The sequence below is a fragment of the Streptomyces roseifaciens genome (assembly GCF_001445655.1).
GTDB lineage: Bacteria > Actinomycetota > Actinomycetes > Streptomycetales > Streptomycetaceae > Streptomyces > Streptomyces aureoversilis.
The window spans coordinates 60,573-84,411 of sequence record NZ_LNBE01000001.1; the positions used below are offsets into that span (position 1 = coordinate 60,573).

Consider the following 23,839-nt stretch of genomic DNA (forward strand, 5'->3'; position numbering starts at 1 on the left):
CGGATGCCGGTCGAAGTGATCTTCTTCAACGTGGGCCAGGGAGACTGCACGTTTCTCTACTTCTACAAGCCCACCACTCAGGACGGCGGCATTCCGCCGGTGAGCCGGCGTGAGGGGATCGCCGCCGTCCTGATCGACTGCGGATCCACGCAGATGATCAGACACGACGGGCGGCCCGAGACGGTCCCCTGGACCCAGGAGAGGCAGCGGGATCTGCAGGGCGCTCGCATCAGGGAGAAGATCCGCCCCTACCTGGAGAGGCTTCCGCGGCCGAACCGCCTGAACCACCTGGTCCTCTCGCACCCGGACATCGACCACTTCAACCTGCTGTCCCGGGTCATCGGGGAACGTGACGACTCCACCGGCCGGTTCAGGCTCGCCGTCGGCATCGGCAAGGTCTGGTACTCGGGCTATTACGAAGAGTACTGGGAAGCCGAGGGGGAGAAATTCATCCAGACGCTGCTCAGGGACCCGGAAGAGCTGAGAAACGGCACCAACCGGCTCGAGACCGAGCTGGGCATGCCCATGAGCTGCTTCAGGCCGGAGCCCATGCTCCTGCGCGGGACGAAGCAGACATTGCACGTCGTCGCGTCGACCGCCTTCACGCCCACCTCCAGAAAGGTCAAACAGTTTCAGAACCGCAAGGCCAAGGGCGTCTGGTCCAACGCCAGCGGCATCGCCATGCTGCTCTCCGGGGCCGACCTGGGTGGAGGGGTGCGGCAGAAGCTCCATCTCATGTCGGACACGACGATGGAGACCGAAAAGTGGATCATGACGATGCACGAGATGTTCCCCGAAGACGCCGCCCTGCTGAGGCGCACCAGGATGAGCTGGCTCAAGATGGGGCACCACGGCAGCGCCACGTCCACCTCCCAAGAGTGGATCAAGCACATTCGCCCCGACGTCCTCCTCGCCAGCGCGGGGGCGAAACTGTTCGGAGGGAAGACCGGGCACCCACCCGCCCGTCATCTGGCCAATGTCGTCCTCCCCGCCTGGAGGGACCTGCGTCCCACGTCCCCCCAGCTCGGGAAGACACCGGGCGAGCAGGCCCTGCGGCACGACATCGGCGTGTACCGGGACCCCGGCATGCTGTGGCGGAACAGCCTGAGAGGTCACTACCCGGCCACGTACGAGCAAGGCATCTTCACGTCGAACTTCAAGGCCGAGGTGCAACTCGAATCGCCCGAACGCAGAGTGCGCGCGCGGGACGGACAACGCATCCCCGCCTACCGGCCCGTCCCCCAGCGCGACTGGACGGCCGTGGACTGGCACCTGGTCTTCGACGCCCCCAACCCCGGCGACTACCGGTTCTGGCACGAACCCTGACGGACGAGGGATCCGCCATGACACTGAGCATCGAAGCACTGCGGACCACACTGACGAAGGCCGGACAGACCCACCGGCTCACCCTGGAAGCGAAACAACTGGGCTTCGAAAAGGCCTGGGACACGCTGCGCACCCACCTCGGCGCCGATGAACTCCGGATGCTGGACTGCACCGCGGACGCCCGACAACTGTGGGCCAAGGGAACCGTGAGCCTGGCCGGACTGGGGAATCGCCCCGCCACCGTATGGTTCGAGGCCGGGCCGGACGAGAAGACCGTGGCCGGCCTGCACCTGGACGTGACCCTGCCCCAGGACGGCAAGGGACTCACGGACGGCCTGCGCCGCGTCATCGTGACACTCGACCCCCTCAAGGTCGCCGTCCCCCACCTCGCACTGGGCATCGAGACGGATTCGCTGCGCCGCCTCCGCTCCCGGATCGGGTTCGGGGCGGAACTCGGCTTCACGGGCACGGCGACAGCACGCCCGTACCTGTGGGGATACCAGCCCCTCGCAGTGGGGGAGCCCTGGAGCATGGGCGGATCGTTCCCACCGGCCGCGCTGGAGAGCCTCGGGCACCTTGCCGGCATCAGCGGCGGGCTGAAGGGCAGCGACTTCGCTCTTCCGGACGAGTTGCGCGGCCTGAGCAAGAAGCTGGCCGTCACGTCGATGAAGGCGGCCTTCCTGCCGCCGGACAAGACATCGCCGAAGGGCCACTTGCTGTCGCTGTGGCTGAGGGTCGATCTCAACGCACGATGGGGCATCCTCGGCGACCGGTTCACCGTGGACGGTCTGCACGCCGAGTTCGCCATCGCCCGCGTCCCGGGCCGCCCGCGTCTGGTCACCGTGCTCGGCGGCCGCATCACCCTCGCGCCCCAGGTCGAAGTCGACGTGGAGATCTCCACGAAGAACCTGGAGCTGTCGGCCACCAGCCGCACCCCGTTCCCGCTGGCCACCCTGCTGAAGAAGGAAGGCTTCAAGGAAGGGGGCGGAGCACTCGGCAAGCTCACCGTCGCGAAGCTGGACATGCACGCCGTACTGCGGGGGCCGGAACGCGAATACGGCTTCCAGCTCGGGCTGCGGAACGTCTGGCAGGTCTCCGACGCCGTCTCCCTGGCAGAGGTCGAGCTGACCCTCCGCAAGCAGGGCACGTCGCTCACGGCCGCTGCCGAGGCCGCGTGGCACTTCACCGGCGAAGAATCGCTGTGGGTGAGCGCGCAGTACGAGGACGGCGCCTGGCGGTTCGCCGGCTCGGCGCTCGGCCTGCGCCCCGGCACACTGCTGCGGAAGCTGAACGTCGAGGTGCCCAAGGAACTGGAGGAGTTCACGGTCGAGCGGCTGTACGCCGACTTCGACGGAGCCGCCTCCACCTTCGTCTTCGACTGCGTGGCCTCGGTATGGCTGGGCACCTGCCGGGCCGCGCTCGGCATCACCGTCACCACCACTCGGCGGACGGCGCAGGAAGTTGCCAAGCCACAGGTGAAGGCAGCCCTTCTCCTGACGCTGCCGCCCGTCAAACCGGAGAAGGAACGGGCGCTGGTCCTGAAGGGAACGGTCGACGGATCCCGTATCTCGGTCGCCCTCCCCGAGGCCGAAGAGCAGGTTGAACTCGGTGAGTTGGTCACGCTGCTGACCGGGCACCCACTGCCGCCGGAATTCCCCACCGGGCCGTACCGGCTCAAGTCGATCGCACTCAGGTACGACAAGGCCACCGGGCAGCTCGTCTGCGAGGCACAGATCGGCCCCCTCGGCCTTCTCGTCGTTCGCGCCGGCACGAAGAAGAAGCCCGACGACACCTGGACGGACACCGCCCCGGACACCGCCCCGGACACCGCCCCGGGCACCCCCTGGGTGATGCGGGTGACGGCCGGGCTGAACGGCCGGTTGTCGGACCTTCCCCTGGTCGACGGCAGGATGCCGCCCGGCGCGGACATCGGGGTGTCGGGAGTGAGCGCCCTCCTGGCCACCGGCAACCTCGACAAAACGAGCGTCGTCGCGCTGAACGCCGTCCTGGAAGAGTTGTCCCCCAAGCAGCCGAAGCTGCCCGAGGACGGCATCGCCAAGGGCACGGCACTGGCCGTCACGCTCGACCTGCCGGGACATCCGGGCACGACCCTGCGTCTGAACACCGGCAAACAAAGGCCCCTGCTCCCCGTTCTCCCTGAGCCCGACCACGACCACGACCACGACCACGACCACGACCACGACGACTACGACCACGACCACAGCGGGGACACCGCCGAAACCGGTGTCCCCATGGCACCCACCGTCGCCTGGCTGGACGTGCAGCGCACCCTCGGCCCGCTGCACGTCAACCGCGTAGGGGCCGGCTACCACGACAACCGCATCCAGATCCTCTTCGACGCGGGCCTGCGCCTGGGCTGCCTGACGTTCGATGCCGACGGACTGGGCCTCGGCATCCCGCTCAAGGGCGGTGACGGCGTCAAGCCGACCCTGCACGGGCTGTCCGCGGCGTACGACAAGCCGCCCGTACGGATCACCGGTGGATTCCTCTACCGGGACAGAGCACCGTGGAAGCTGTGGCTGGCAGGCATGCTCGTGGTGCAGACCCCGCGGCTGGGACTGACCGCCTACGGCATGTACCAGCGCGACAAGGACGACCGGCTGTCGATGTTCGTCTTCGGCCGCCTGGACGGCGCACTCGGCGGCCCGCCGCCGTTCCAGCTCACCGGTCTGATGGGTGGGTTCGGGTACAACAGCGAGGTCGTCCTGCCGCAACCCGACAAGGTCGCGGAATTCCCCTTCCTCGCCCGGCTGAACGCCAAGGACGGGATCGGCACCGACCCCGACAAGGCCCTCAAGGCCCTGGGCGACTGGGTGCGACCCCGGCAGGACAGCTTCTGGGGCGCGATCGGCATCGCCTTCGACTCGTTCCGGTACGTGTCGTCCCAGGCGCTGCTGCTGGTCGAGCTCGGCGGCGACGTGACGGTCTCGCTCCTCGGCACCTCCACGGCCCGGTTCCCGCGCGAGGAACTGGGCGGCGGGAAGACACCGGTGTTCGCGAAGGCGACGCTCGGCATCATCGCCAAGTACCAGAGCTCGAAGGACACACTCACCGTGGACGGGCAGCTGGAGCCCGGATCGTACGCGATCAGCGAGGACTGCGTACTCCAGGGCGGGTTCGCCTTCTACCTGTGGTTCGGCGCCAGCGCGCACCCCGGTGACTTCGTCCTCACCTTCGGCGGCTACCACCCCCACTTCCCGGTACCGAAGCACTTCCCGGCACCACGCCGCATCGGGTTCGACTGGCAGGTCGACTCGAACACGTCCATCACCGGGGAGCAGTACTTCGCCCTCACCCCCGGCGCGATCATGGCAGGCGGCCGGCTCGCCGCCGACTACCGCAACGGCGGTCTGCACGCCTGGCTGACCGTTCACGCGGACCTGCTGCTCGAATGGGCGCCGTTCCGCTTCGAGCTGACGGCCGGGATCAGCCTCGGCGCCTCGTACACGATCAAGGTCTGGTTCGTGCGGGTCACCGTCTCGGTGGAGGTCGGGGCCTCGCTGGCCATGTGGGGCCCGCCCACCCACGGCACGGTCACCGCACACCTCGCCGTCTGCGACCTGACCGTACGGTTCGGCACGCAGGCCGACGTCCGCCGATGGGAGCCGGCGTTCTGGAAGGAGTTCCAGGCCCTGCTGCCGGTCCAGGAGAAGGCGGTCACCCTCACGGCGGGTCCCGGCCTGACCGGCGTGCTCCCGGACGGGAAGGACGCCCGCGCGACCACGTGGCTGGCCACGACGCACGGCTTCACCTTCACCCTGCACACCGCGGTGCCGATCACCGTCGTCTCCGGCCTGCCGGGCCAACTGCCCGGCCGGAAGGTGGACATCAGGCCCATGGGCCTGACCGGACTGACCTCGGCCTGCGCGGTGACCCTGCGACGCGCCGACAAGAAGGAGCCCGAAAAGCTCGACAAATGGAAGGTCACCGCCGCCAGGGCCGAACTTCCCGATGCGCTGTGGGGCAAGCGGTCGCAGGGCGGACCGTCGGCGAGCGGCCCCCGGACCGTTCCCGACCAGCTCACCGCCCTCACCGTGACCGTACCCGCCCCGCACGAGGTCGGCAGGCACCTTCGCTTCGACGCCGGCCGGATGGGCCACGAGCCGCTGCCCGACGGCCGGCTGCCGCTGAAACCGTCCACCGCCGCACCCGAGGCGACCGGCACCGGCACTCCCGCGGCGCCCGGTGACCGGCTCGGCCAGTGCCTCGCCCTGGACCGGCTCACCCGGTTCCAGGAGGAACCGGCAGCCGCCCTCGCCCGCGACGCGACCATGACCGCCCTGCGGGACCTGGGCCTGTGGCACGACGAAACCGGTGAACACGAAACACCGCGGGTGGCGGAAATGCAGGCGGAAATGCAGGCGGAAGTGCAGGAGGCACTGCGATGACCACGGTCCGCTTCGGCGACGCCCTCGAGCCCTACCTCAAGGAGGGCGACTACACCCTCACCATCAGCCAGACCCTCACCACCACCGACCGCAGGCCCGTGGACGAGGGCTATCTGAGCAAGGGTGCCAAGCAGCAGGTCTCCGTCCGCGGACCGCGCTTCGCCGTCAGACCGGAGTGGGTGCACGCCACCTACCCCGCCCCCGGCCATGCCGGACTCTACGACGAAGTGCTGCCCCACATCGCCCTCAGCCGCGAGGTCCTGCCCTGGGAGCGCGAACTCGGCGGCTCCAGCGGGAAAACCCCCACACCCTGGCTGGCGGTACTCGTCTTCGGCGAACGCGAACTGGCCGACGACCCCCAGTGCCTCGGCCGCGTACAGCCCATGACCGTACAGCAGCTGCTGACCAAGGAAGCCGGTCGGCCCAGACCACCCGAGCTCACCCGACCGGTCCACGCCCAGGAGCTGGGCGACACCTGCCGCACGATCGTGGTGCGCGAGAAGCTCTTCCGCCGGCTCGCACCACGCCGCACCGAGCTCCCCGCCCTCGCCCACATCCGCTCGGTGGCGCCCCCCGCCGACCAGGTCGACAAGCGCGTCAATCCGTTCCCGCCGGGCGATTACTGCGTCCTGATCGGCAACCGCCTGCCCCGCAGCGCCGGCGGCCGGTACGTCGCCCACCTGGTGTCCCTCGAAGGCTGGGAGAAATACCTCGAGGCGAAGGACCCGGACATGACCGACGGGGCGACACTGCGCCTGGTGTCGCTGTGGAACTGGGCCTTCGAGACGCTGCCCGACCGCCAACCGGGCTTCACCGCACTGGTCGGCCACCTCACCCGGGCCGACGACGACCAACTGCTGCGGCTTCCTCCACCCCGTCCGCCGCGCACCCCACCCGAGAAGAAGGCGCACGAGTGGCTGAAGGCCGGCTACGTGCCCACGCGGTTCCGGCTCGAGGACGGCACGACGGCCCCGGCCTGGTACCGCGGCCCCTGCGTACCCGAACCGCCCTCGAAGACCGTCGTGCGGCACCGGTCCGCAGCCGACGGCCTGCGCTACCTCAAGGACCAGGGGGTGTGGGACACCAGCTACGCCGTCGCCTGGAACCTCGGGCGGGCCATGGCCCTGGCAGACCCGGTGTTCGCCACGGCCCTGCTGCGCCTGCGGGCCAAGGCGCGCAAGCTCGCCAGGGACGGGACACGCGCCTGGTCACGAGGCCCGGACGCCGGAGAACCGCCGACCGCGCGCGAGCGCTTCGAACGGATCGGCTGCCACCGCGACATCGCGGCCTTCCTCCAGCACCTCCACTCCGCTCGCCCCGCACCACAAAGCGCCGACGACGCGACCGCCCGCACCCCGGCCCCGGATCCCCGTCCCCGGCACCTGCCCCGCCCAGGAGTGCCGACGGACGACCCGGCCTACGCCGCCTTCCTGCGCGCAGGCCTCACACCACTCACCGGCACGAGCGAACGCGGCCCGGACGACAGCGGTACGGCGAGCGACGACGCGGACGACGACTACCGCACCGTACGGGACTGGCTCGTGCGACTGTCCCGGCTCGAAGGCGTGCCCTTCGACCACCTCGTGCCCTCCCCGGGCATGCTCCCCGCCGAATCGCTGCGATTCTGGCACCTGGACCCGCAATGGCTCGACACGCTCGCGCGCGGCGCACTCAGCGTCGGCCAGGCCCACGACTTCGACGCGACCGTGGACGACCTGCTGTTCGAGGATCCGGGGTCGATCACGCCGTCACCCCGGCCGGCCGCCGGACTGCTGATGCGATCCGCCCTGGTCGCCGGCTGGCCGGGGCTGGGCATCAGCGCGACCGCAGCCGGCAAGGCCGTACCGATGCACCGCGCCTCCAGAGCACCACAGGTCCTGTTGTGCGTCTTCGACCACGTACCCGAGACGGTCACGATCGCCGAGCCGCGTGAAGCCGTGCACTTCGGCATCGACGAAGCGTCGCCGACCAACGCCGGCGACCGAAAGCCACCGCGCAAGGAACCGGTGCTGGACAACGCGGTCATCAGGCTCCGCCACCTCTCCGGCCCGAAGGCGGGAGCGGAGAGCCCGTTCCGCTACCCCGCGCAGGGCAAAGGACTGTGCCGGCTGCTGCGCGCCGCTCCCGCACAAGGACCGGACAACGTCCTGAACATGGACACCTTGCTCGCCGAGCTCTCCAAGCGCTGCATCGAAGCGGGACTCACCACAGGCCGCCTCACCCCCGCCGAACTGGGCGTACAGATGTTCCGCGCTCCGAAGAGCAAGGCCCTCAAACGCTCAGGAGCCCTGGCATGAGCGATGCCGACCTCAGAAACACCCTCGTCGTGCCGGTGGAACTGGACGCTCTCGTCGTCCGCGCGCACGAACGCAGGACCGACGGGTTCCGCCGCTGGAAGGCCAACCACCACCTGCTGCGCGTCCACCACAGCCCCGAACCCGAACCGTTCGGCAGCGAGGACCCGGGCACCTGGACGGGCATCGATCCGGAAGGCGGCTCCGAGGACGGCGTCTACCTCCAGTGGCGGCTGCCACGCGCCCTGCTGCGCGGCGTACAGGACCCCGCCACCGGCCGGATGGACTTCCCTCTCGTACCCAACCGGTGGCTGGTCGTGCGGCACATCGACGACCGCGACGGCAAGCGGGCCGCGACGGCCTGGGTGGTCGAGAGCGACTACCTGAACGCCGAACACGGCACCTCGTCCTTCATCCACCCCTACGGCGTCCGCGACGTCGACCCGGGCAGGACCCCGTTCCGTACCCGGCTCACCGTCACCCGCATCGGACGCAGAACACTTCTCCGGCCGGGCGTCCCATGGCGCGAGCCGGCGCTGACGGAGGACTCCCGCAAGGAGCAGTTCCTGACCGCCATGGGCCCCGGACTGCTCGCCTTCCACCTCTACCAGCCCTACAACCAGGACGTCTTCTCCCTGCACGACCCCCTGCCCGGCATCGGCAAGGCGACGGTCGGCTACCTGGTCATGGGCTGGTACTCCAACCCGGCCCAGGACATCCTCAAGGCCGGGGGACGCCCTCTGGAGAAGACCCTGGCCGGCCTGGGCTGGACGACACCCGACGCGAAGGGCCGGACCGTCGGCAGATCCGCATACTGCGGCCGGACCCACGCCCTCACCTGGCACCGCGACGGGACCACCCCGCACGACTCGAACAGACCGGAACCCACCGGCATCAGGGTCGCGGTGGGCAACAGCACCGCGGACGCCTTCACCGCCCTGGTCCGCCAGGCGACGAAGGAGAAGCCGTTCCCCGACATGGACCCGGGCGTACTGGACGCCGTCCAGCACGGCCTGCTCAACACCCTCGACGGCACCGACGGCGAAGCCGACACCGACGAGACCCTGCACCGGTCCTGGTTCCGGGCCCACCCGGGCGGTTACACCTGGCGACTCACCGACGCGGCCGGCGGCGCACTCGGCCGGCCCGGAACCTCCGAGACGGAACGCACGGCCCGCGCGTACCTACGATCGCTCAACCAGGCCCAGGACAAGTACGACGAGGCCCATCGCGAGCAGACCGCCCTCCAGCAGAAGCTCTACGCCCAATGGTGGCTGCACGGCCTGCCCAGCCTGCCCCCCATCTGCGACCGCGCCGCCCTGGCCGCCGAGCTCAACCCGGGAAACCCGGCATCCCTGGCCGCCGAGGTCGGAAAGCGGAAGCGGGACCTGGCCAAGTTGCACGCAGCCCTGCCGACCGGCGACACCCCCGCCGCCTGGCTGGCGAGTGTCAAGAAACTCGCCCCGCACGTCGACTGGAAGACCTACCGCATCCGGCGCGACGAGAGACCGGCCTTTCAGCAGCCGGCCGACCCCACCGTCGTCCTGTCCGGCGCCAACAGCCGCAAGGCCGCCGAACCGATGGTCCCGCCCACCCTCGCCTGCCGCTTCGCCGACCAGATCCTCGGCGGCCTGCACGTCGGGAAGAAGCGGTACACCCCCGCGCACGTACCGCCCGTCGAACTGCGCGGACTGCCGCCGGTCGCCGCGCAGCTGCTCACCGAAGCCTTCCTCCTCGACCCCGCCAACGCGCGCCGCATCGCCACCGAACTCGGCGGCGGGACCACCGAGGCCGAAGTGAAGAAGGCAATGGCGGCACCGAAACCGCTCAAGGACACCCAGAAACCACCCTCGCTCCTGCCCGGCCCATGGCGGCAACCATGGCTGCCGCTGTACTTCCAGTGGCAGGTCACCCACTACACCGTTCCCTTCGGCCCCCTCGGGAAATCCCACTGGACCTTCGACGGAACCACCTGGGAGTGGACCACCGACCCGGGAGGCAAACGCCTCGTCCAGCAGATCAGCGGGCGGCAGTTCCTCACCCCCCTCCCGCAGTACAACCTCGGCGAACGCGTCCGCGAACACGCGCGCCACCGGCCCAAGGCAACCGCCGAGTCGCTCGAGAAGTTCGCCGGCCGACTCACCGAACTGGACCTGCTCGCCCAGCGCCTCGACGGATTCACCGACCGGCTCGCAGGACGCGACTACGGCACCAACGTCGCCCCACCGGGCCCCATCGGAGAACTCGTCGGCGACGCCTACCACTTCCTGCCCGACCCCGGCCCGCGCCCGGACCCCTTCGAAGACCCCAAGACGATGCGCACCCGGTTCCCGCAGATCCGCGCCGGACAGTTCCACTTCACCCGCCTCAGCATCGTCGATCGCTTCGGCCACTGCGTGGACGTACTCCTCCAGGGCGACCAGCGCGACTTCGTCCCCTACCCCTCACCCGCACTCACCCGCGGCACGCTCAGCGCCGTCGGCAAGACCTTCCCCGAACGCCTCGTCCAGCTGCCGCCCCGGCTCCTGCAGCCCGCCCGCCTCGGCTTCGACTACCTCACCGACGGCGACGACACCCTCCCCGCCGACCCCAACCACACACCCGTCTGCGCCTGGATCATCCCCAACTACCTCGACAAGACCCTTCTCTGCTACGACCCGCACGGCCTCACCCTCGGCGAACTACGCCTCCGGGACGTCCAGGGCCGGACCCGCGTCGTCTGGAACCAACTCCCCGACACCCCCCACCGCACACCCGACTCCCTCAAGGACAAACACCCCGCACTGCACCGCTTCGCCACCCGCCTGATCGCCCTCGGCCAGGACGCCTTCCTCGACCTCCTGGCCGCCGTCGACCAGACCATGACCCACATCGACCCCGCCAACCCCTACGGCGGCCAAGTGCTCGGCACCCTGCTCGGCCGCCCCCTCGCCCTCGTCCGCACCCGGCTACGCCTCGACCTCGACGGACCCCCACTGCGCGACCCCCACTGGAAATACGCGCCGGACTGGAAATCCGTGGTCCACTGGCGCACCTCACCCACCCCCGAGGCCCACGCCCACACCACCTACCCGTGGCCCATCCGGCTGGGCCACGCCGACAAACTCGGCGACGGACTCGTCGGCTACTTCACCGAGAACGACTACGACACCTTCCACCCCGTCGTCAAACCCACGGAAACCCGCTCGCGCACCTACCTGGCCGCCATCGACGCCACGACCTGGCCACGCCTGCCGGCCGACTCCCGCACCCGAGCCCACCTCACCCTGCTCATGGACCCGCAGGCCGCGGTCCACGCCTTCACCGACCTGCTTCCCGTCGGCAGCATCCGGCTACGGCCCGACCACGTCCAGCCGGCACTCGCGGCGATGACCCTCGCGCTGCGCCTCGGCCCCGTGCTCGCCCCCTTGCGCCCCTCGCGGACCCGCCCCGCCCAGGTCCCCGCCTCGGTCGGCACGGAGGTCCATGGCGCCGGTGCCGGTGCCGGTGCCGGCACGGGCACCGGGCCGGAGACAGGCCTGGTACTGCCGCGCCCGCCCGCCGCCCACGGCACCTGGGACTGGGCACAGCGCACCCCGCGCGACGGCTGGGAACACCTGCCTCTCGTCGCCGCCGACACCACGGCCCATCTCGACCACCAGCCCGCCGTCGTCCGGTCCGGGATGCTCCGCCTGCGCGGCTCCCTCGCACCCAAGGAGAACCCACGATGACCACCACCCTGTACGAGGAGAGCGAAGACAGCGAGGACAGCGAGGTCAGCACCGCGCTCGCCACCGGCCCTCGCCACACGGACACCTGCCTGCTGGACTACTCCGTCATCACCACACCCGGCCGTCTGCACACCGGCAACCCGGGAACGGTCCGCGTCATCGTCTCCAACCCCGGACCCCGTACGGTCTTCTGCCAGGACATCACCATCTCCGTCCCCCTCGGCGACAACGCCCTCGACCTGTGCAAACGCGGCTTCGAGATCAAGGCGCAGCCGACAAAGGGATGGACCTTCGGCCGGGTGACCGACAACGACATCATCCTGCTGCCACCCGGCGAGTACGCGCGATTCCTCGCGAAGCCGGAGAAGCCCACGCACAAAGGCAGCGGCACCGCCGTCCAGGGACAGAGCCTCACGATCACCCTGCCCGGCCTGAAGATCAACGACGCGTCGGGGACCGCGCGCATCGAAATCCGCGAGAGGGCCACCACCGATCCCAACAAATGGCCGCCCTCGCCTCATTACACGACCCGACCGCTGGTCAAGATTCCCGTCCAGGACGACGACACGGCCAGGCACGGGAACCCGATCACCAAGTTCGCCCCCAATCGGATGAGCGTCAAGTCCGGCGCGGAGATCCGTCTGAGCTGGGAGTGTGCGCTGCCGGCCGGGTTCGAGGTGCGGTACCCGAACGACGGCAGCGTGAAGCCCAACACCAAGAAGAACGACAACGAGAAGTTCGCCTGGTACGCCACGGTCACGCGCGACGCGAGCTTCCTGCTCGCCGCACGCGTCAACGACAAGCACTACTACGCGACCACCCACGTCACCGTGAGCAATCCTGTCTACCCCGAACTGACGGTCCCCGGCATGCTGCACGCCACGGGAGGCGTAACCGTCAAGGGCGCAGGCCTGGCGGTCGAAGGCGGGCCGGTCCGGGTGCTCGGCGGGCAGAACTGGACCCGGTTCGACTGGAAGTGTCCGAGGCACACGAAGAACGAGTGGGTGTGGAGACAGTACCTCGCTGAGGCCGACGTGTTCATCACCGGATACGTGTGGCTGAACCACGGGATCAAGAAGGATCCCCAAAAGCCGCTTGAGCTGCAGCACCAGCTCAAGATGCAATGTGCGGATGGCGAGTGGTACGCCTCGTCCATCGGTTTCGCCCCCGGTGCCGACCAGGGCAGTACTTTTACGGTGCCGGTCGCCAAGGGGCAGAAGTTCACCTTGTACGTCAGCGGTCTGCCCGGCGGTGCCGACGAGGCCTTCGTCGCCTACTACTGGCGGCCGCTCGGCTACGGCACCTTCAAACAACCGACGCAGATCGGCAAGAGCGACTACCAAGGAGAAGCCGGATTCGAGACGCCCGAGGTGAAGGCCGAGGCCGAGCGTCCCGAAGGCTAGAGAAGGTGGTCGATGTCGGCGAAGGACGACCAACCGGGAAGTTCCTCGAACCAGCGGAACTTGTAGAAGCTCTGGGACTTGTCCGTGCGTTTGGCGGCGGGGTGGAGGAACCGGGCCGACGAGGTGTAGGAACTGTTGCCCTCGTGATCCACGTGGGCGTACACCATCGTTCCCTTGCCGTTCACGCTGACGCCCTTGAATTCGGGCGGGGTCTTCGGTCCGAAATTCGCCGTCAGCTTCCAGCGGTCGGAGGTGAACTTCGCGGTGTCGATGTCGAACTCCAGCACGCGCAGATCGGTGGCGATCACGAGCTTCGCCTCACCGGCGACGGGGCACAGGTCGTGCGGGCTCTCGTAGTAGTGGTCACTCTCCCAGCCGGGCACGTACGTGTCGGAGAGGGCGAAGGTGAAGTCGGCGGCCTGCTTGAGGACCGGACGCTGCGAGTCCGTGCCGTGGTACTCGTAGGCCACCAGGCGGCCTTTGCCCTCCCTGGCCGCCTTGTCCTTCTCCTTGTTCTTCGCGCCGTACGGGGAAGAGGTGCGGCCGATCGCCCACAGAAGTTCCCGCGTGCTGTCCCACCAGACGCCGTGGGCGTCGATCAGCTTCGTCCGCATGGCCTCTTCGGTCTCCGGCAGCTTGTCCAGCCGGTGCGTGGAGTACAGCGCCAGACGGTCACCGCCGGTACTGCACGCCACCACGAGATTGCCGTCCGGCAGCATCTGCACCGAGTGGGGGTTGCCGCCGGGCAGCGCGTAGAAGAGCACGCGCTTGCTCGGGTACTCGATGACGGCGACACCGCCACTGGAAGCGGAGACGGTCACGGCCCTGCCGCCTGCCGCCCACTTCGCATCCGTGGGCCCGTTCCCGAAGTAGTTCTGCGCGTCCCCGGTACGCATCCCGGAAGTGTGCCGAGGGTTCCTCGGGTCCCACATCCACCGCACCCCGCCGGTACCGTCCCGCTTCTTGGAACTGTCCCAGCCGGCTGCCTCCTGGTCGTAGACGATCGCCTGATAGCCACTCGCTGCGACAGCGGGTTTGTGCTTGTTGGACGACATCTGGCCATGACATCCGAAGGCCTCACCCCGGTCAACGAACGACACGGAAGGCCGGTGAAGTCGCGGGCCTGGGGGCGCCCGTAGCGCTGAAGGCAAGCTCAGTCCGGACCGGCGAGAGCCCGCTCGACAGCCGCGGCAAGAGCCTGCGGGGCTTCTTCAGGCGCGAAAGCTCCGGCTTCCCGGCCGCTCCGGCTTCCCCGCCCCACTCGGCTCGTGGCGGTCGCCGGAGGCATACGGCCGAACCGCGCGGACTGTCATAGGCGCAGATGCGGCCGGTAAGGCCGGTGACAGGCACGTGCCTGAAGGTGGATCCTGGCACCGGCGTGGAAGGGGTGGCGATGGCCCATGGCCGGGGCGTTGGGGCGTGTCTGGCGGCGACGTCGCCGCTGGTGTTCTGCCAGCCGACGACCTTGTGCAACTTGGACTGCGCCTACTGCTATTTGCCGGAGCGCACCGAGCGGCGGCGGATGTCAGTGGAGGTGGCCGACGCGGTGAGCACCGCCGTGTCCGGCTGGTCGCGGCTGCACCCGGTACGCGTCCTGTGGCACGGCGGGGAGCCGCTGGCCACCGGTCTTGAGCACTTCAGCACGCTGCTGGACAGGTTCGAGCCCGGGCATCCTCACCCGGTGCGGCACGCGGTGCAGACCAACGCCACTCTCATCGACGACGCCTGGTGCGAAATGCTGGCCGATCGCGGTGTCGAGGTGACCGTCAGCATCGATGGCCCCGGCGCGGACAACGCACGGCGTCCGGACCGGGCCGGGCGCTCCTCGACCGAACGTACTCTGGCCGGAATCGGCAGGCTGCGCTCCCACGGCGTCCCCTTCGGCGTCCTCGCCGTGGTCTCCGATCCCACGCCCGTCGCTGCCGAGCGCCTGTACCGTTTCGTCCGAGATCTGGAGGCCAGGGCCCTGGGAGTCAACCTCGCCGAACACAAGGGTGTCCATCGCAGGCCCGGTCCACGGGCCGAGGCGGCAGACTTCTGGGCCGCGCTGGCGGGCGCCTGGCGAGCCGACCCGGTCGTACCGATCCGCGACTTCGATCAGGCCTTCGGCTACCTCCGCGACGAGCTCGCGGGCACGGCCGACGACCGAGCAGGCCGGCCGTTCAGCCCACTGCCCCTGATCACCTGGGACGGCGACGTCGTCCCGCTCAGCCCCGACCTGGCCGGCTTCTCCTCACTCCGCCACGGCCCCTTCACCGCAGGAAATCTTCGCGACGCCCCTTTGGACACTCTCCTCGCCCATGCCCCGGAGCTGCCCTGGGTACGAGAAGCCCTCGACGGCATCCGCAACTGCCGCATCACCTGCGACCACTTCGCCTACTGCCGCGGCGGCCAGGCGGCCAACAAGTACTTCGAGACCGGACGGCTGGACACCACCGTCACCGACCACTGCCACAGCAGCAAGATCCAACTCATGGAAGGACTCCTGCGCCATGCCCGACCCGACCACCGACCACACCCCCACGACCCCCCTGGCACACAAGGTCCAGGCCCGCAGCCGTGACCTGATGGGACTGCTGGACCAGGCCATGCCCTGCGACACACTCACCCACGGCGGCGACTACAGCTACTCCGGAGCCCTCCACCGCACCGACCTCGGCCCCTCGGGAGCCCCTGCGCTCACATAGCGCCGTACTTGCCATCAGCTCGTACCGCCGCGGTGTACGCCGTAGAGCTTGTTCTCGAAGGCTGCCAGGGCCGGTGCCGCGTAGCTGGTGGCGGCGATTTCGGTAAAGGGGTTCCAGGTGCTGCCGTTCAGGGTGGTCCAGGACAAGGATTCGTCGGAGCCGGCGCCGCGGATCATGCAGTACAGCTTGCCGCCGTGGGCTGCCAGGGCCGGCGCGGCAGCCGTGGAGCCCGAGGGGAACGTGCTGGACGGGCTCCAGGTGATGCCGTCGAAGGTCTTCCAGTGCAACGCGCTGCCGACGCTGCGGTAGACGGCGTAGAGCTTGTCGTCGAAGGCGGCCAAGGCCGGCGCGGAGGGCGTGCTCGCCGCGCCGAGCGTGGTGAAGGTGCTCCAGGTGATCCCGTCGAAGGTGGCGCAGGACATGGTGCCGTCGCCCGGGTTGCGGATCACGCAGTACAGCTTGCCCTCGTAGGAGGCCAGAGCCGGCGCATTGAGAGTGGTACCCGAGGGGACCGTGGTGAAGGCGCTCCAGGCGGTGCCGTCGAGGCGGTTCCAGCGGAGCGCCCCTTCGAGGGAGCGGTGGATGCTGTAGAGCTGCCCGCCGAGAACCGCCATCGCCGGGTTGGAGGGGGACGAGGCTCCGGCGATCGGGGTGAAGTCGCTCCACGTGGTGCCGTCGAAGCTGCCCCCTTTCAGGTTCGGACGGGCAAGGGAACCGGCGGGGATGTTGTGGGTACGGACCATGCAATGGAGCTTGCCGTCGTGGACGGCCAGGGCCGGGGTGCCGAGAGCGGTGACCGAGGGGACCGGTGTGCCGGTGCTCCAGTTGCCGCCGGTGGCGGTGGCGGTGGCGGTGAGCAGGCGGGTGTCACCGGGGCCCGTCCACTTCAGACTCAGCTCGTAGGTGCCGCTGGAACCCCCGTCGAACCGCCAGGTGCCCGCCTGGCCGGGCCGCCGGACCGGGCTCCGGCCGTCCATGTTCCGGCCAACCATGCTCCGGATCGCGCGGCGGTCGAAACCGATGGTCCGCTGCGCGACCAAGTCGTCCTCGTTGCGCCAGAAGCGCATTGTCGCGGCGATGAGCCCGGCGGTGAGCCCCAGGATCGCCAGGGCGTCGGAGGCAGACGGCGACGCGCCGCCCGGGCGGAGCGCGATGCAGCGGGAAGCCTGGGACAGGAAGCCGGCCGTTCCCCACAGGTCCCTGATCAGCTGGTCGTGCTCCACAGGGTTGCTCCGGCCGGCCCCCCACACTTCGATGTGGGATGTGAGTATGTGGACCACAGGGCTGTCGAAGAGCACGTTCTCCGGGTCGAAGTCCGTTCTGCGGCCCGCCCGCACGCCGCCGAACCCGCGGGTGAAGCTCGCCCGCTCGGTACGGTCGGCATCCCCTGAGGCGCTCAGAGTCCAGAAGGGTTCGCCGCAGCGCTCCTCGGCGGGGCTCCTCACGCAGGCGAAGGTCGTCGGTGCCACTCGGGCATGGATCGGGGCGAGCTCCGCGGTCGCCTCAAGGCCCTCTCCTGAGGCGGTCACCAGCGTCGCCCCGTACCCGTAGGCGTCGACTGCTGCGGCGACCTCCTCACTGTCGAGACGGTCACCGGTGGGAGCGTCGAGATCCACGAGACTGATGTTGGGCTGCCCTATGATCTCCGACCGCAACCCGGGCAGGTCTGCGAACAGGTCTGCAACCGCGTACCCCTCGCTGATGTCGCGGGAGCTCAGCGTGTCCGGGAACAGCCGTGGCGCGTTTTTCACCGACGGCTCCTCGGCGAACACCCGCCCCATCGCGTGAACCTCTTCTTCCGGCATCCTCGACCGCAGGGACCGCACCAGGCGCATTTCCAGATCCGACAGCCTCAGCCCGGCGTCCAGCCGAGCCGCGCCACGCAGCATCACCCCAAACAGCAGCCACACCCCCCGCGCCGAGGCCGCCATCGGCTCGCCCCGCCTTGCCAGGGCCCCGCCTTGCAATTGCGCCCGCAACCGCTCAAGACGCTCGCCGGCGGAGAGAGGAACGGGTGACACGGGCTACCCCCGGAGGCCGGACCGCTTGCGGCGATGGATACGACACGTGCGCCGACATCATGATGGAGTGGCTCGACCTGGAGCGAAGGGCTCTTTCTGGACGATCGGCCGCGTGCGGGGTTGCGAACTGTGCCGCTGTCTGCCCGAGGGCGCCGTCAACGCATGGACCACCTACGAAGGCACCCGGCTGGCAGTGAAGACCGCCGCCCGGCCGGTACGCGCTCACCGGTCGGGCGTGCGCATGTGTTCATGCACCGGCCCGAGCAGCGGCTGATCAGCCGTCACTCCGCGCGATGCAAGGTGAAGTAGAAGTAGCGGATGCCGTCCGTGGGCTCGCTGCCTCCGGCCATGATGCCCATGAGCGTGACCTCGTCGGCCTTCTTGAAGTAGTCGACGACGGCTTGCCGTACCAGCGCAGGGCGCGGAGACGTTCGCCGGCCGAGTGACCGGTGTTGAGGACAGCTCCGCGCCACGTGCCCAGGATCTGGTTCGGCTGTACGGTCTCCAGCGCGCCCCAGAGGCGGTCCAGCTCGCCGGGGTCGACGGGAGTGTGGTCCGCTGACAGCTCGACGAGTCGCCTTCGGGCCGGCCCGAAGCCGGGCTTCTCCTCCTCCTGTCGTGCTCGGAGGAGCCGGATTCCCACAGTGCCGGGCACCGCCGGGCGGAGGCCGCGCTCCCGGATCAGGTCGGCGGCCTTCTCCGCGACCATGACGGCGGCGGCGTTGGTGTTTCCGCGCGGCACGGAGGGCAGGACCGAAGCGTCCGCGACCCGCAGGCCTTCGATGCCCAGGACCCGTAGCCGTGAGTCGACGACACGTCCGATGGCGCAGGTCGAGGTGGGGTGGTAGGTGCTGCACCCTGTGTGGCGTACGAAGTCCTCCAGGCCGCCGTCGGCGTCGGACCGGGGCAGGAGGAAGGGGCGCCCGCCCCTGTCGCGCAGGGCCGGCCGGCGGGCGATGTTCCGCACAGGGCGGCGGGCTGTTCGGCCGGCGAGGCGGGCCGGACGTGCCCGGGATGTGGCGTGACAGCGCGGCCGAGGTGTGCCGCCGAGGGTACTGACCCCGGTGGGCCCGGCGAGAAGGGGTGACACCGGCACGCTCCCGGGCGACGGCGCCGCGGTCACGTTCCGGCCCGACCGCTGATGCCAGTGACCGTTGCCGGTCATGAAGTCCCGCAACCCCTGGACGTACCGGAGTACGGCGGCCCGAGACCCTGCTCGGCCAACAGGATGGGCAGTTCGGTCCCGACGATCTCCTCGGACCGCCGGGACCGCGACGCCAGCAGGTCGCGGACGATGCCGGTGGCCTCCTGGGGATCGCAGCCGAGGAAGTGCTCCACCACCAGGACCTCGTTGTTGACCTCTCCCTCCTGCTCCACCTCCCTGCGGTAGGAGGTGAGATCGTCGTGCAGACGCACCACATCGCCGAACGCGTCCTTCAGCGCCCGCATCGTCTGCGTCGTCGACACCGTCGCCGGGAGGGTGGTGCGGAGGGTCAGCTCGACCAGCTCCGCAGCCCACGGCCCGCCCCGGCCCTGCCTGCGCATGTCGAGGTAGGTGACCGGGTCGGGGACCTGCTTCCGTCCGTAAAGAGTGAGTTCACGGGCGTGCTCGTCGAAGACCCCCTGGTTGCTGCCCCGGAACCGCCGTCGCCAGTCACCGGGCGTTCCCGGAGCGGTACGGAGCCACAGATCTGCCAGCGCACGCTCCGCCGGCCCGTCCGGCGCGGGCGTGGTGGCACCGGGCGCCTCCGGTATGAATGCCGCCAGGCGAGCCAGGTACGCCCTGCCGCCCTCAGTGTCCCCACGGCGCATGCAGGATTCCAGGAAGTGGTCGTCGAGGAAGAACAGCCACACGTACCAGTCGGTGACCAGGAGGAGCTCTTCGAGCGCGGCGTCCGGGTGGCAGAAGGCGGTGAGGAGCGCGTAGTCCGCGGAGTCGAAGGCGGCCGCGTCCCAGACGCCGCTGGATTCCAGCATGCCGATGTCGCGTGTCCACATACGGGAGTGCTCACGTGCCGCTGCCAGATGAGGGCTCACGCGGGCGGGAGCGGACAGCAGAGGAGTCGGAGATGGTGAGGACCGCATGGTGGGTGGCTGGCTGGGCCTTCCTCGAGCTGCGTTCGATCTGCCTGACCTTCGTGGCTACGGGCTGAAGTGGGCGGTCGGCCCACCAGAACCCGACCATTTGGTCGGATGATCGCGTCACTGCTTCAGGTGCCAGCCCTTGCCTGTAGCCGGCAACTACGCGATCGAGCGGCGAGTCGGAAGCCAGTCCGTCGAACTGTCGTGCGCGGCGACCGTTCTGTCGCGCGTCAGTCGTCCAGGGGGAGTTGGTCTCCGGTGGCGCCGACTTCCAGGCGTGGGTAGTCGGGGTGGTCCAGGCGGTGGTGGACGTAGATCTGGTCGGCCCAGGGCGGGTCGAAGGGGGTGAACGCGCGCAGGCCCAGGACGCGGCCGATCGGCCGGTCGGGATGGGCTGCGTTGAAATCGGTGATCGCGGCGGCTTCGCCGATCTGCTCGATGGTTCCCGGCAGGTCGTCGAGGTAGCAGGTGACCCGCGGCAGCAGGTGCTCGTGTGCCGGGCCGCGGAAGAGACTCAGGGCGGTCGTCGTCGAGGAGTAGTAGTCCAGGTCGAGGCAGACGAAGCCGACCGGGTGGTCGCGCAGCAGGTTCGCGCGGGTGCCGAGGTACTGGGGCAGAGTTTCGGCGAGGTCGCCGATCACCAGCTCGGCCGCGCCCAGGCGGGCGCGCAACCGGTCGTGGTCCATGGTGTAGAAGCCGGGGCCGAACAGGTACGGCAGATCCCGGGGGTCCTTGGCGGCGGGCATGCCCGCACCGCTGTCGAAGCCGACCACCCGCACCGCCACGCCGGTGGCGGCGGCGTAGTACCGGGCGTGCTCGGCAAGGACCAGCAAGCCGTTGCCCCCGGCCACCCCGAACTCAACCACCGTGACACCCCGGTGCCCCAGCCTGGCGGCCAGCTCGGTGGCCCGGCGCACACCGTAGGCGTAGTGCGGCCGCTCGACCAGACCGAACCGGTACGCCGCGGCCGAGCCGACGCCGGGCAGCCGCCGTAACAGCCGGTTGCGGACGGCGTTCCGGGTGCCGGACTTCGACCAGTCCCACAGCACGTCGGCCAGCCCACCGGCGGGCCGGCGACCGAACGGATGACCCTTCTGCGCGGTCGTACGTGAACCCCTGCGCACCACGACGCTCCCCTCCACCAGGACGGACCACGATCAGCCGCAGCCTTCCCGCCTGTCCACCTCGCCCAATCCCCGTTGGACCACTCCGCTTGCGTCAGCTGCACGCCTCAAACTGCCGCATACGCAGTCCGGTGAACGTCTCCACCCGCATCTGCCCAGCCCTCAACACCCCCACCACACTCTGGAAATGCCTTGATCACAGCCTTCTGCAACACGCTTCAGCGCGCCACGCGGTAGCGGAGGTAGACGAATCTCGAGCTGAAGGTGCGGGTCTCGACGAGTTCGAGATCCACCCGGCGCTCCCGCCGGGGAAAGAACGGAATGCCACCGCCGACCAGCACCGGGTAGACCATGGCCCGGTACTCGTCGATCAGACCCGACGCGGCCGCCTCGGCGGCGAGAGTCGCGCCGCCGATCGCGATGTCTCCCTCCCCCGGCTCGGCTCGCAACCGCTCGATCTCCTCCACCAGGCCGCCGGAGACCAGGCGGGCATTGCCCTGCACCGCCGACAGCGTGGTGGAGAACACCACCTTGGGGAGCGGCTTCCAGAGTGCGGCCCACTCGAGCATGGAGTCGTCGAGCGACGGATCCTGGTCGGCGGTCTCCCAGTACAGCATCGTCTCGTACAGCCGTCGTCCCAACAGGTGGACGCCGACCTCTCGAATCTCGTCGATCCAGAAGCGAAAGACCTCCTCGTCGGGCGCCGTCCAGTCGAAGCTGCCGTCCGGCCCGACGATGTAGCCGTCAAGTGAGACGCTCATCGAATAGGTCACGCTGCGCATCAGGACTCCTCCTCGGTAACGGGTTCGACGGTACGACCGCCCGACGCCGCGGGACTCGCGGCTCGCGGGATCCCAGAGCAGCCCGCGATGTCTGCATCCCCTCGGTCACGTGTGGTCCCGGCCTGCTGACCGCTGAGGCCAGGCGGACCAGGACGGAAGTCGCGCCGGCCATCGGGTAGACCTTCTTCCGGACAGCCGCCGCGGTGTGCCGCCGGGCCTTGCCCGGCGGCACACCCCACTCAGTGAGAAAGTCTGCGCGATGATCGATGTCAGCCACAGCATCCCGGTCAACGACGGCCCCGACCCCACCCTGAGCATCGGTGACGTATGGAGGGAGCTGGAACGCAAGGCGCACCACCCCGACCGCTACGTACGCCGCATCACCGAATGCCGGGTCACCGAGCGGTTCGACGGCGGCCTCGTGCGCGACTTCGTCCTCGAGGGCGAGCCGGTGCGCGAACTCGTCACCTTCTACCCGCAGCAGCGGATCCACTTCGTCCGCACGCTCGGCCGCACCCGCGGCACCATCGACAACGAGATCACCACCACCGGCGCCGGCGCTCTGGTCGTCGCCTTCCACGCCCGCCTCGTCATCGACGGCACCGCTCCTGGCAGCACTGCCGAACGGCAACGCGCCGAGCGCCTGAAGGCCAACTACACCGAGACCATCCTGGCCACTCTCGCGACGGCGCGTTCCCGGCTGCCCGCCCGGCCCGGCACCACCTGATCCGCCCGGCCCGGCACCACCTGATCCGGCCGATCGCCTACCGTGCCGCCGGGCGGTCAGACGCTGCTGCGGTGTAGCCGGGGGTGGCCTGCCAGGTCACGTTCGTCGTCGCGACAGCCGCCCCCAGGCAGCGTGCCAGGCCGACGGCGTCGCCCACTGCCCAGTAGTGGGCGAAGAACAGACGCGGTTCCTCGGTGAGCGTGTGGTTGTGCAGCTCGACGAGGTCGACACCCCCACGGCGCAGGGCCCTGATCGCCGGCTGTACCTCGCCGGCGGTCAGGGCCAGAGCCCCGTTGACCGCGGCCCGGCCCCGGCCCAGCGGCTGGAAGTTCACTCCGGTCACCGCGCCCATGCCCCAGGGGATCATCCGGTGGTGGTCGATGAGCGTCTCACGCCTGGCGAACGTGAACTTGTACGTGCCGGCGTAGTCCGTACCCCGGCTTCCCAACGCCGCATCAAGACGGCCGGTGTCGAGGTCTGCGGTCGCCGGGGCCGAAAGCCGCGGTGGCAGCGGGGTGCCCGTCGTCTCCAGGGCGGCACGGATGTGACGTGCGGCGACGGCCGGGGCATCGGTAAGCGTGTGGACGTGGCACCAGAGGAGGGCCGGGGAGTGGGCAAGCAGGTGTTTGTGGACCGACGTCTGCTCCAGCCCGGCCGCCTGCACCGTGTCGGTAACCCGCCCGAGCTCCTCCTCGGTGACCGCGAGGTCACCCATGACCATCGTGCGCCCGTCGTCATAACGAGTGAAGGCCACATAGCTGCGCAGCGCCAGGTTGGTGGCCACATCGACACCGCGGGAGGTCACCCGCAGGTCACGGCGAGGAAAGCCGGCGCGGAAGGTCTCTCCCCACATGCTGCCTTCCGACAGCAACTCCCGGCCGACGTCCTTCCAGTCCCGGAGGGTGGTCCGCACGGGACGGAGAACGTGGTGGTAGTCGGGCTCCGGACCGGCCGCGACAGCAGACGGAGCCGCTGTCCCCACAGCGAGGGGAGCAAGAACACCAACAGCAGCCAGGACCCCCCGCCGTCCAACGGCCCTGCCCGGCCCGCCACGCCCACCCTGCACATCTGCCCCTGTCATGGACCCATCCCTCTGGGCCGGCCACGAACCCGTGCACCGGCACCTACCCGCAGCCGCGAAAGTCACCCAGAGCATGGTCACCGGACGGAACCCACATGCCGGGTATCCCACCTCCCGACCGGATCGAGTGAACCGACCCAGGAACAACCGAACAGAACACCCGACCCCCTCCGCCAATGGCGAGAGCGGCGCG

General features: G+C 69.6%; 14 protein-coding genes. 7 read left to right on the forward strand and 7 right to left on the reverse strand.

The genetic code is table 11. The annotated features are described in order from the left end of the window. Positions 1 to 3 precede the first annotated feature (3 nt). Genes AS857_RS00275 through AS857_RS00295 form a run of 5 tightly spaced genes read left to right on the forward strand, consistent with a single transcriptional unit; the run spans position 4 to position 13,142 of the window. A complete protein-coding gene (locus AS857_RS00275) occupies positions 4 to 1,326 on the forward strand; it encodes a ComEC/Rec2 family competence protein (protein ID WP_058041038.1) in 1,323 nt (440 codons plus the stop codon). A gap of 17 nt (positions 1,327 to 1,343) precedes the next feature. Beyond that, positions 1,344 to 5,735 (forward strand): DUF6603 domain-containing protein, encoded by a 4,392-nt coding sequence (locus tag AS857_RS00280; protein WP_058041039.1) that lies wholly within the window; start codon positions 1,344 to 1,346, stop codon positions 5,733 to 5,735. Then, a complete protein-coding gene (locus tag AS857_RS39735) occupies positions 5,732 to 8,032 on the forward strand; it encodes a hypothetical protein (RefSeq protein WP_058041040.1) in 2,301 nt (766 codons plus the stop codon). The genes AS857_RS00280 and AS857_RS39735 overlap by 4 nt, the downstream gene beginning before the upstream one ends. Next, the gene (locus AS857_RS00290; RefSeq protein WP_058041041.1) at positions 8,029 to 11,739 is read left to right on the forward strand and encodes a hypothetical protein; all 3,711 of its coding nucleotides are present in this window, start codon (positions 8,029 to 8,031) and stop codon (positions 11,737 to 11,739) included. Before AS857_RS39735 ends, AS857_RS00290 begins: the two co-directional genes overlap by 4 nt. Next, a complete protein-coding gene (locus AS857_RS00295; protein ID WP_058041042.1) occupies positions 11,736 to 13,142 on the forward strand; it encodes a hypothetical protein in 1,407 nt (468 codons plus the stop codon). Before AS857_RS00290 ends, AS857_RS00295 begins: the two co-directional genes overlap by 4 nt. On the opposite strand, the gene AS857_RS00300 is transcribed toward AS857_RS00295, so the two are convergent. After that, positions 13,139 to 14,197 carry a DUF6528 family protein gene (locus tag AS857_RS00300; RefSeq protein ID WP_338058231.1) on the reverse strand — a complete coding sequence of 353 codons (1,059 nt, stop codon included), beginning with the start codon at positions 14,195 to 14,197 and terminating at the stop codon, positions 13,139 to 13,141. The two genes, AS857_RS00295 and AS857_RS00300, sit on opposite strands and share 4 nt — an antisense overlap. 338 nt (positions 14,198 to 14,535) lie before the next feature. On the opposite strand from AS857_RS00300, the gene amcB reads away from it, so the two are divergent. Further along, positions 14,536 to 15,705, forward strand: a complete 1,170-nt coding sequence (gene amcB, locus AS857_RS00305; protein WP_058041044.1) for a cyclophane-forming radical SAM peptide maturase AmcB — start codon at positions 14,536 to 14,538, stop codon at positions 15,703 to 15,705. Positions 15,706 to 15,843: 138 nt separating this feature from the next. Here the strand turns inward: amcB and AS857_RS00315 are convergent, their stop codons facing one another. The 5 genes from AS857_RS00315 to AS857_RS00340 form a co-directional block, all read right to left on the reverse strand. Beyond that, entirely contained in the window at positions 15,844 to 17,580 is a 1,737-nt protein-coding gene (locus AS857_RS00315) for a DUF6242 domain-containing protein (RefSeq protein ID WP_144440666.1), read from the reverse strand. A 544-nt stretch (positions 17,581 to 18,124) separates the two neighbouring features. Continuing rightward, a complete protein-coding gene (locus AS857_RS42020; protein ID WP_079109946.1) occupies positions 18,125 to 19,015 on the reverse strand; it encodes a GMC oxidoreductase in 891 nt (296 codons plus the stop codon). Beyond that, positions 19,012 to 19,848: a terpene synthase family protein gene (locus AS857_RS00330; protein WP_058041049.1), complete on the reverse strand. Its 837-nt coding sequence runs from the start codon at positions 19,846 to 19,848 to the stop codon at positions 19,012 to 19,014. Before AS857_RS00330 ends, AS857_RS42020 begins: the two co-directional genes overlap by 4 nt. Before the next feature lie 314 nt (positions 19,849 to 20,162). After that, entirely contained in the window at positions 20,163 to 21,056 is an 894-nt protein-coding gene (locus AS857_RS00335; protein WP_245699515.1) for a hypothetical protein, read from the reverse strand. Positions 21,057 to 21,274: 218 nt separating this feature from the next. Continuing rightward, positions 21,275 to 21,838: a dihydrofolate reductase family protein gene (locus AS857_RS00340; RefSeq protein WP_058041050.1), complete on the reverse strand. Its 564-nt coding sequence runs from the start codon at positions 21,836 to 21,838 to the stop codon at positions 21,275 to 21,277. Positions 21,839 to 22,097: 259 nt separating this feature from the next. Here AS857_RS00340 and AS857_RS00345 point away from each other — a divergent pair, with 259 nt between their 5' ends. Further along, positions 22,098 to 22,565 carry an SRPBCC family protein gene (locus AS857_RS00345; protein WP_058041051.1) on the forward strand — a complete coding sequence of 156 codons (468 nt, stop codon included), beginning with the start codon at positions 22,098 to 22,100 and terminating at the stop codon, positions 22,563 to 22,565. Positions 22,566 to 22,602: 37 nt separating this feature from the next. Here the strand turns inward: AS857_RS00345 and AS857_RS00350 are convergent, their stop codons facing one another. Further along, positions 22,603 to 23,478, reverse strand: coding sequence for an LppY/LpqO family protein (locus tag AS857_RS00350; RefSeq protein ID WP_063804125.1), 876 nt, complete (start codon positions 23,476 to 23,478; stop codon positions 22,603 to 22,605). Positions 23,479 to 23,839 lie beyond the last annotated feature (361 nt).